The 7,307-nt window shown below is 62.2% G+C and carries 9 protein-coding genes; 3 read left to right on the forward strand and 6 right to left on the reverse strand.

Features of this window, described 5'->3' with window-relative positions; all coding sequences use genetic code 11:
* Positions 1-44: 44 nt before the first annotated feature.
* Positions 45-905 carry a folate-binding protein YgfZ gene (locus tag EN914_RS17860; protein WP_024503057.1) on the reverse strand — a complete coding sequence of 287 codons (861 nt, stop codon included), beginning with the start codon at positions 903-905 and terminating at the stop codon, positions 45-47.
* 75 nt (positions 906-980) lie between these two features.
* On the opposite strand from EN914_RS17860, the gene EN914_RS17865 reads away from it, so the two are divergent.
* Positions 981-2,384, forward strand: coding sequence for a dihydroorotase (locus EN914_RS17865; RefSeq protein WP_024503056.1), 1,404 nt, complete (start codon positions 981-983; stop codon positions 2,382-2,384).
* On the opposite strand, the gene EN914_RS17870 is transcribed toward EN914_RS17865, so the two are convergent.
* From EN914_RS17870 to EN914_RS17885, 4 genes are all read right to left on the reverse strand, one after another.
* The gene (locus EN914_RS17870; RefSeq protein WP_081714263.1) at positions 2,347-3,120 is read right to left on the reverse strand and encodes a hypothetical protein; all 774 of its coding nucleotides are present in this window, start codon (positions 3,118-3,120) and stop codon (positions 2,347-2,349) included. The two genes, EN914_RS17865 and EN914_RS17870, sit on opposite strands and share 38 nt — an antisense overlap.
* Before the next feature lie 82 nt (positions 3,121-3,202).
* Entirely contained in the window at positions 3,203-3,460 is a 258-nt protein-coding gene (locus EN914_RS17875; protein ID WP_008874920.1) for a hypothetical protein, read from the reverse strand.
* A gap of 458 nt (positions 3,461-3,918) precedes the next feature.
* Positions 3,919-4,296: a TIGR02301 family protein gene (locus tag EN914_RS17880; protein ID WP_013532565.1), complete on the reverse strand. Its 378-nt coding sequence runs from the start codon at positions 4,294-4,296 to the stop codon at positions 3,919-3,921.
* 81 nt (positions 4,297-4,377) lie between these two features.
* Positions 4,378-4,812, reverse strand: coding sequence for an NUDIX hydrolase (locus tag EN914_RS17885; protein WP_024503054.1), 435 nt, complete (start codon positions 4,810-4,812; stop codon positions 4,378-4,380).
* A 128-nt stretch (positions 4,813-4,940) separates the two neighbouring features.
* Here EN914_RS17885 and EN914_RS17890 point away from each other — a divergent pair, with 128 nt between their 5' ends.
* Positions 4,941-5,702, forward strand: a complete 762-nt coding sequence (locus EN914_RS17890) for an SOS response-associated peptidase (protein ID WP_013532563.1) — start codon at positions 4,941-4,943, stop codon at positions 5,700-5,702.
* A 61-nt stretch (positions 5,703-5,763) separates the two neighbouring features.
* On the opposite strand, the gene EN914_RS17895 is transcribed toward EN914_RS17890, so the two are convergent.
* Positions 5,764-5,919 (reverse strand): hypothetical protein, encoded by a 156-nt coding sequence (locus EN914_RS17895; RefSeq protein ID WP_013532562.1) that lies wholly within the window; start codon positions 5,917-5,919, stop codon positions 5,764-5,766.
* Positions 5,920-6,309: 390 nt separating this feature from the next.
* Between EN914_RS17895 and cysS the strand changes: the two genes are divergently transcribed.
* Positions 6,310-7,307, forward strand: a 998-nt coding sequence (gene cysS / locus EN914_RS17900) for a cysteine--tRNA ligase (RefSeq protein ID WP_127389184.1), incomplete at its 3' end; no start/stop codon positions are given.

Raw genomic sequence — 7,307 nt, forward strand, 5'->3', positions numbered from 1 at the left:
GCGCTGCCAGGCGCGTGCCGGCGCGCCGACGCGGTCGGCCGCCATCAGGCCTCCTCCGCGCTGACGGCTTCCTGCGGGAAGGCAAATTTTGCCCAACCGGGAATGGCTAGCGTTACCGGAACGTCCCCGGCCATGATCGGCTGGCCGGCATCGAGCGCCGCCTTGACCCGGTCGATGCGCGCAATGGCCAGACCGGTCGTGTCTACGGTCGAGCCGAGCGTGCCAACCGGCCTGCCTGCGACGGTCAGTTCGGTGCCGGGCGCGGGCAGGGGCCTGTCGGCCGATGCAATCAGCACGCGCCGCCTGGCCGTGCCGCGATGCTGCATGCGCGAGACGACCTCCTGGCCGACATAGCAGCCCTTCTTGAAGCCGATGCCGCCGGTTTCGTCCAGCAGCACATCGTGGGGGAAGGCGTCTCCGAGTTGGTAGTCGCTGCCGCTTTCGGCAATACCGCCGACAATGCGGAAGGCTTGCCACGCGGCAAGATCGCCGCGCTCATCCGTTTCGCCATAGGAACGCGTGACGGCACCCTTCGGAAAGCGTGTGTCGGCGGCCGCCGTTGAATCAGATTGTGAGGGTGTTGATTCATGTCCCCACGCGACGGTGACAAACGCCTGATCGGATTTGGCAATCTCGACCTTGGCGCGCAGTTTGTAGAGCGTCAGCCGGCGTACGAAATCGTCCGATATGTCGGCACGGCATTCGAGCCGGAATGCATTCTCGCCGGTGCGGGAGATCAGGAAATCGAACAGGATCTTGCCTTGCGGCGTCAGCAGCGCACCGGGTTTGGCTTCGCCGGGAGCCAGGATGTCGAGATCGGTGGTCAGGATGTTCTGCAAAAAATGCTCGGCATCCGGACCTGATACGGAAATGAGGGCGCGGTCTTTGAGCTGGGCACAGGGCATGGGCGGAAAAGCAACCTGATCTTGCAAAATGGTCGGCCTTTACGTAAGCCGCTGGCACTCCCCCCGCAAGAGAGCATGGCCATGATCTACGACCTCATCCTGACAGGCGGCACAGTGGTCAACCATGACGGCGAAGGGGCTCGCGACATCGGCGTGAAGGACGGGCGCATCGCTGCCATCGGCGATCTCCGCCAGGCCTCGGCCGGCGAGACGATCGACTGCCGCGGCCTACATATCCTGCCGGGTGTCGTCGACAGCCAGGTGCATTTTCGCGAGCCGGGACTGGAGCACAAGGAAGATTTGGAAACGGGTTCGCGCGCTGCCGTGCTTGGCGGCGTCACCGCCGTGTTCGAGATGCCCAACACCAATCCGCTGACCACCAGCGAGGCAACGCTTGCCGACAAGGTCCGGCGCGGCACGGGGCGCATGCATTGCGATTTCGCCTTCTGGGTCGGCGGCACCCGCGAGAATGCCGGGGATGTCGGCGAGCTTGAGCGGCTGCCGGGTGCGGCCGGGATCAAGGTTTTCATGGGCTCGTCCACTGGCGACCTGCTGGTCGAGGATGACGAGGGCGTGGCGTCGATCCTGAGAAACACGCGCCGGCGCGCCGCCTTTCATTCGGAAGACGAATTCCGGCTGCGCGAGCGCCTTGGCGAACGCATCGAAGGCGACCCGGCATCGCACCCTGTCTGGCGCGACGAGATCGCCGCCTTGCGCTGTACCGAACGGCTGGTACGCATTGCGCGAAACGCCCGTGCCCGCATCCATGTTCTACACATCTCGACCGCCGAGGAGATTGTGTTCCTCGAACAACACAAGGATGTCGCGACCTGCGAGGCGACGCCACATCATTTGACGCTGAGCGCCGACGACTATCTCAGGCTTGGCACGCTGATCCAGATGAACCCGCCGGTGCGCGCCGCGCGCCATCGCGATGGCGTCTGGCATGGCATTGCGCAAGGCATCGTCGATGTGCTCGGCTCCGACCACGCGCCGCACACGCTGGCCGAGAAGGCAAAGTCCTATCCGGCCTCACCGTCGGGGATGACCGGCGTGCAGACGCTGGTGCCGATCATGCTCGACCACGTCAATGCCGGCCGGCTGACCTTGCAGCGCTTTGTCGACCTGTCTAGCCACGGCCCGCAGCGGATCTTCGGCATGGCGAGAAAGGGCCGCATCGCTGCCGGCTACGACGCCGACTTCACCATCGTCGATATGAAGCGGCGCCAGACCATCACCAATGCGCAGGCCGGCTCGAAAGCCGGCTGGACGCCTTATGACGGGAGAGAAGTGGTCGGCTGGCCGGTCGGCACCGTCATTCGCGGCCGCCGCGTGATGTGGGAAGGCGAGATCGCCACGCCAAGCCAGGGTAGGGCGGTGGAGTTTTCTGAGGCATTTGCCCCGCTAGGCTCCCCACCCCCGTGGGTGGGAAGAGCCGCTCTCAATCCCCGGCGACGAAAAATGACCATTGTCCGCTAGGGGTGATACCGACGCGATAGAAAATATAGGCGCCGAACTGCTTCATGTCGTCGAAATCACCAGCGGTGACGATCTTGAACAGTTCGACCCGCTGCTTGGCGTCCAGCTTGTCCAGCGGTAGGGCGAAGAAATACGGCCACACATAGAGCTCTTGTGGCGTGCCGGCATCGAGGTGGACGTAGCCGGCATCAAGCACCTCCTCCAGGATGGCCAGGATTTCCTGGCCGTCCGGGTCGCCCGAGAGGCCCTTGAGGAAAGCGACGGCATCGCCATCAATGTCGGTTAGGGACAATTGCGTTGTGTTGTCGCCCGTGCCGATCAACGGCCGCAACTTTTCGATATCGCCGCCCTTGCAGGCTTCGACGATCAAATCATGCATGCGCCGCACTGGTTCCGGCAGCTTGCCGAGATCGTAGATGACCTCGGGCACCGGCGTGTCCGGATCGACGCGTGGCCTGGTCACGCCGCCATCCGCCGGACTGTCCGGCTCGGCTTCGGCAGGAGCAGTCGGCTGCCTAGACGGCGGCGGCGTCCCGACCGGGTTGGGCATTGGCACGGTGCTTCCGGGGGGCGACATGTCGTCGGCCGGCGGCGTGACCGTCGGGGGGAGCTCTTCGCGCTTGATTTCGCTCAGCGCATAGGCGGGGCTGCTCGCGAGACACACAACCAGGGGAATCGCGGCACAGCAAGCGGCGAAAGAGATGCGAAGGACCAAGCCACGCGGCTTGCCTGACATCGAAAAACTCACTGCCCGTTTCTCCCTGCTTACGGGCATGACGCCCGAGCGGCATATTGCCGTCAAAGAACCGGACGTCGGTTCAGTGCCGCAGCCGTTCAGGTTCGAAGGCGCCAGCAATCACCTTTTCACGCATACGGTCGAGCAGGGCAAGGGCCGAGGTCTCGCCATTGGCACGCAACATCTCGCCGAAGGCTGTTTCGAGCGCTGCTTCGGCAATGATCTCGGGCTCTATCCCGGCGGAGAGACCTTCCGCCCAGGCCTCGCTGTGGCTTTCCACGGCGGTCAAGCGTTTTTCTTCCCTGACCAGCGCGTCGATGTCGTTGACACCATGTTCCATAAGCGAATGTCCACCCTTTCAAGCTGCGATCCATTGATGTGGATCAGGCCTGATCTGTTCATTTCACACGCAGGGACAATTAAGTATTTGTAAATACGACATTTTTTTGATCGTCTTTTACAAAGCCCGATTGCCTTGTGCGAAGCTGCGTTCAGTTCGAGTCAAACTTAGCCGATTGGGGCGGCCTGCGGGGCGAAAACCTTCAGTTTGAGTTAATTCCGCTTTCGCGCGGTAAGGTTTCGTTAATACTGTTGCAGAAGTGCAACATGAGGATTGCACCAAGATATCGCCTGGCACAAGCCGATATATCGGCTGTACCCAGCAATGGTTCGGATAGTTGTCGATGAGCGAGTGCCTAAAGCGCGCCGCGTTTGAACGGATTCAGGCGAGGCGCTTTAGGTTTTCGTTTTTATGCGTGTCGTTCTCCCAAAACCGCAGCCACTTTTGGGCGACATGCATTAGTTGCCGTAACGCGAGGCGATGTCGCGAGACAGCGTCTCGCCTTCCTTCATGTAGCGGCTGATGGCTTCGGTCGCCGAGGGCGTGCACCTCGTATAGGTGCCGCCGAAGGAGCGGTAGCCGCGATTGAAGCTGGCAATGAAGCGGGCGCGCCGCTCGGCGTCCGGATTTTCCGAATCGAGCAGTTTTGTCATCTCGACACGCCACTGGTCGCCCTTTTCGCCGCACAGATTGCGCAGGAAATGCAGCGAGCCCAGAACCTCCGCCAGCCGCATCAACCCGGGCTCGAACGGCGACTCGGCGCTGAGCGCGGGCCGTATCGAAACGGTCGCGCCGACCGCAAGACACACGGCGAGGAGCATGGATGGACGATTCATAAGCCTTCTCTACCAGCTGCGTGGCTCTGCTAAACAGCATAAGTCTTTGTGGCGAAACAATTTGTGGCCCGCAAGTTGATTTCAGGACAGCAGTCCGGCGTTTCCGCCGGGGGCCAACAAGTCTTCGGCGACCGCGAATACCGAGCCTGCCAGCGGCAGCGCCGCCATCTCGCTGAGCGTATAGAAGGCCGCCGTCTCCGCATCGTCGCTGGCCACGGCCTCGCCGCCGGCATAGGCGGCGCCGAAGACTGTGAGGAGATAATCGACCGGGTGGCTGTCATCCCGGCCGTCGATGTGGATTTCCCGCAGCGGGCGATAATTTGTGGCACGCAAACCGGTTTCTTCCTGAAGTTCGCGCTCTGCCGCTGCCTCCAGCGTCTCACCAGGCTCGACCTTGCCGCCCGGAAAGGCATAGAGCCCTTGCGACGGTTGCCGGGCTCGCTTGACCAGAAGCACGGTGTCTGCCCGCACGACGGCGACCGAGACTGCCGGAAGTATTTTGCGCGCTTCGTTCATGGATTCCCAATCAGGCTGAAGGCCGGTCAGTTGTGGACCGGCCAGCGTGGACAAGTTTTAGCGGTTGCGCAACGCCGGTTCCATCGCCACTTTCAGAAACCGAACCTTTCGAAGGGCACCAATCGACCATGTGCGGACGTTTCGCCTTGACCGCGACGCCGGATCAGACCGCTGCCTTTCTGGACGTGGCGGGGCTTGAGGATTTCCCGGCGCGCTACAACATCGCCCCGACGCAGCCGATCCTGATGGCGGTCGCCGGCCCTCCGCAGGCGCCGGGCTCCAATCTGCCGGACCGGCAGCCAATGCTGGTGCGCTGGGGGCTGATCCCGACCTGGGTGAAGGATACACGCGAGTTTCCGCTGCTGTTCAACGCCCGCTCCGAAGGGGCTGCCGAAAAGGCGTCGTTCAAGGCCGCCATGCGCCATCGCCGCGCTTTGGTGCCGGCGTCCGGCTTTTATGAATGGCGGCAAACCGGTGGCAAGAAGGGGCAGCCTTACTGGATACGCCCCAGGCATGGCGGGTTGGTTGCCTTCGCCGGGCTGATCGAGACCTATGCCGAGCCGGGCGGTTCGGAAATGGACACCGGCGCCATCCTGACCATCAACGCCAATGCCGACATCGCGCATATCCACGACCGCATGCCGGTGGTGATCGATCCCAGGGATTTCGCACGTTGGCTGGATTGCCGCACGCTCGAACCGCGCGATGTCGCCGATCTGTTGCGACCGGCACAGCTCGATTTCTTCGAGGCAATTCCGGTCTCCGACCTCGTCAACAAGGTCGCCAACACCGGACCGGAGATTCAGGAGCGGGGCGAGATCGGGCCGGAGCCCGAGAAGGTCAAGCGCCAGAAGTCCGGCGCGGACGACAGTCAGATGACGTTGTTCTAGCAGAGGGCGCGCGCGTCGGCGCCTTCATTTCTGGCGCCATTGGCGCCGGTCGCACATCCCTTCAGGCAGCGCGGGGCGAAACGATCTTCTGCGCCGGCTTTTTCTTCTTGGCGGTATGGAGAAGGGCGGCGACGATCGCGGCCGGGCCGATTGCGCGATAGTGGTTGGCCAGCGCCGGCTGCTTGGCGCGGTTGGCTTCCTGCTTGGTTCGGGGCATGTCTCTCTTCCCTGGTAACATTTTCGTGTCTGCGTTTGATGGCCGATTCTGACCAAATCGTGACGCCTGCTGATCTAGCCGGCGAATGTTTCATGACTGTGCCGACATGTTTAATAAAATGTTTCAGTGCATCATTACCTGTGACCCAGCGGCGGTTTTGCCGAAACTTGCGACTTGACGGCAACACAAGCCAAGGCGATAAAGCCGCCCATGAAAACGTCTTTCGCCATTTGTGGCATTTGCATTATTGGCTAGCCTCGCGCTGGTCCGGACGTTTTCGCCTCATCTCTCCCCAGATTGGACAAACGCCCCGGCCAGCAGGCTGGAGCCTGATTTGCGTTCGCGCAGGGCTGGCTTCGTCGAATTGAGTTCTGAACCGGGAAGGCACGAATGTCCGACGCATCGCAGGGCCTGCGCCTCTACAACACGCTGACGCGGACGAAAGAGGATTTCGTCCCGATCGATCCGCTGAACGTGCGCATGTATGTCTGCGGCCCGACCGTCTACGACTTTGCTCATATCGGCAATGCCAGGCCGGTGATCGTCTTCGACGTGCTGTTCCGCTTGCTGCGCCATCTCTATAGGCAGACGCACGTCACCTATGTGCGCAACATCACCGACGTAGACGACAAGATCAATGCGCGCGCTTTGCGCGATTTCGGCGGCGAGATCGCTTCCGGCACGCTGTCGTTGAATGAGGCGATCAGGCGGGTCACCGAAAAGACCGCCGGCCAGTTCCACAGCGACGTGGCGGTTCTCGGCTGCCTGGAGCCGACGGTCGAGCCGCGCGCCACCGAATTCGTCGAGCCCCGTGCCGACGGCAAGGTCGACATGATCACCTTGATTCAAAGCCTGATCGAACGCGGCCATGCCTATGTTGCTGCGGGCGAAGTCCTGTTCGACACGGCGTCGATGCCCGACTACGGCCAGCTGTCGAAGCGCAATCTCGACGAGCAGCAGGCCGGTGCTCGCGTCGCCGTCGACGCGCATAAGAAAAATCCCGGCGATTTTGTCCTCTGGAAGTTGTCGTCACCGGAGGAGCCGGGCTGGAATTCGCCATGGGGCAGGGGTCGGCCGGGCTGGCACATCGAGTGCTCGGCGATGTCGGCCGCCTATCTCGGCGAGGTCTTCGACATCCATGGCGGCGGCCTCGACCTGATCTTCCCGCACCATGAAAACGAGATCGCCCAGTCGCGTTGCGCCCATGGCACCGAAATGATGGCCAACATCTGGATGCACAACGGCTTCCTGCAGGTCGAAGGGCAGAAAATGTCGAAGAGCCTCGGCAACTTCTACTCGATCAACGAACTCCTGGAGACCGAGACCTTCGGCGGCCGCAAATGGCCGGGCGAGGTGCTGCGGCTGGCGATGCTGATGACGCATTATCG

It is taken from the genome of Mesorhizobium sp. M7A.F.Ca.CA.001.08.2.1, assembly GCF_003998455.1.
Classification (GTDB): Bacteria; Pseudomonadota; Alphaproteobacteria; order Rhizobiales; family Rhizobiaceae; genus Mesorhizobium; species Mesorhizobium ciceri.

Excerpts from the sequence above, each read along its gene's own strand:
- EN914_RS17860 (WP_024503057.1), bottom strand. The coding sequence starts at position 905 with ATGCCCTGTGCCCAGCTCAAAGACCGCGCCCTCATTTCCGTATCAGGT.
- EN914_RS17865 (WP_024503056.1), top strand. The coding sequence starts at position 981 with ATGGCCATGATCTACGACCTCATCCTGACAGGCGGCACAGTGGTCAAC.
- EN914_RS17870 (WP_081714263.1), bottom strand. The coding sequence starts at position 3,120 with ATGTCAGGCAAGCCGCGTGGCTTGGTCCTTCGCATCTCTTTCGCCGCT.
- EN914_RS17875 (WP_008874920.1), bottom strand. The coding sequence starts at position 3,460 with ATGGAACATGGTGTCAACGACATCGACGCGCTGGTCAGGGAAGAAAAA.
- EN914_RS17880 (WP_013532565.1), bottom strand. The coding sequence starts at position 4,296 with ATGAATCGTCCATCCATGCTCCTCGCCGTGTGTCTTGCGGTCGGCGCG.
- EN914_RS17885 (WP_024503054.1), bottom strand. The coding sequence starts at position 4,812 with ATGAACGAAGCGCGCAAAATACTTCCGGCAGTCTCGGTCGCCGTCGTG.
- EN914_RS17890 (WP_013532563.1), top strand. The coding sequence starts at position 4,941 with ATGTGCGGACGTTTCGCCTTGACCGCGACGCCGGATCAGACCGCTGCC.
- EN914_RS17895 (WP_013532562.1), bottom strand. The coding sequence starts at position 5,919 with ATGCCCCGAACCAAGCAGGAAGCCAACCGCGCCAAGCAGCCGGCGCTG.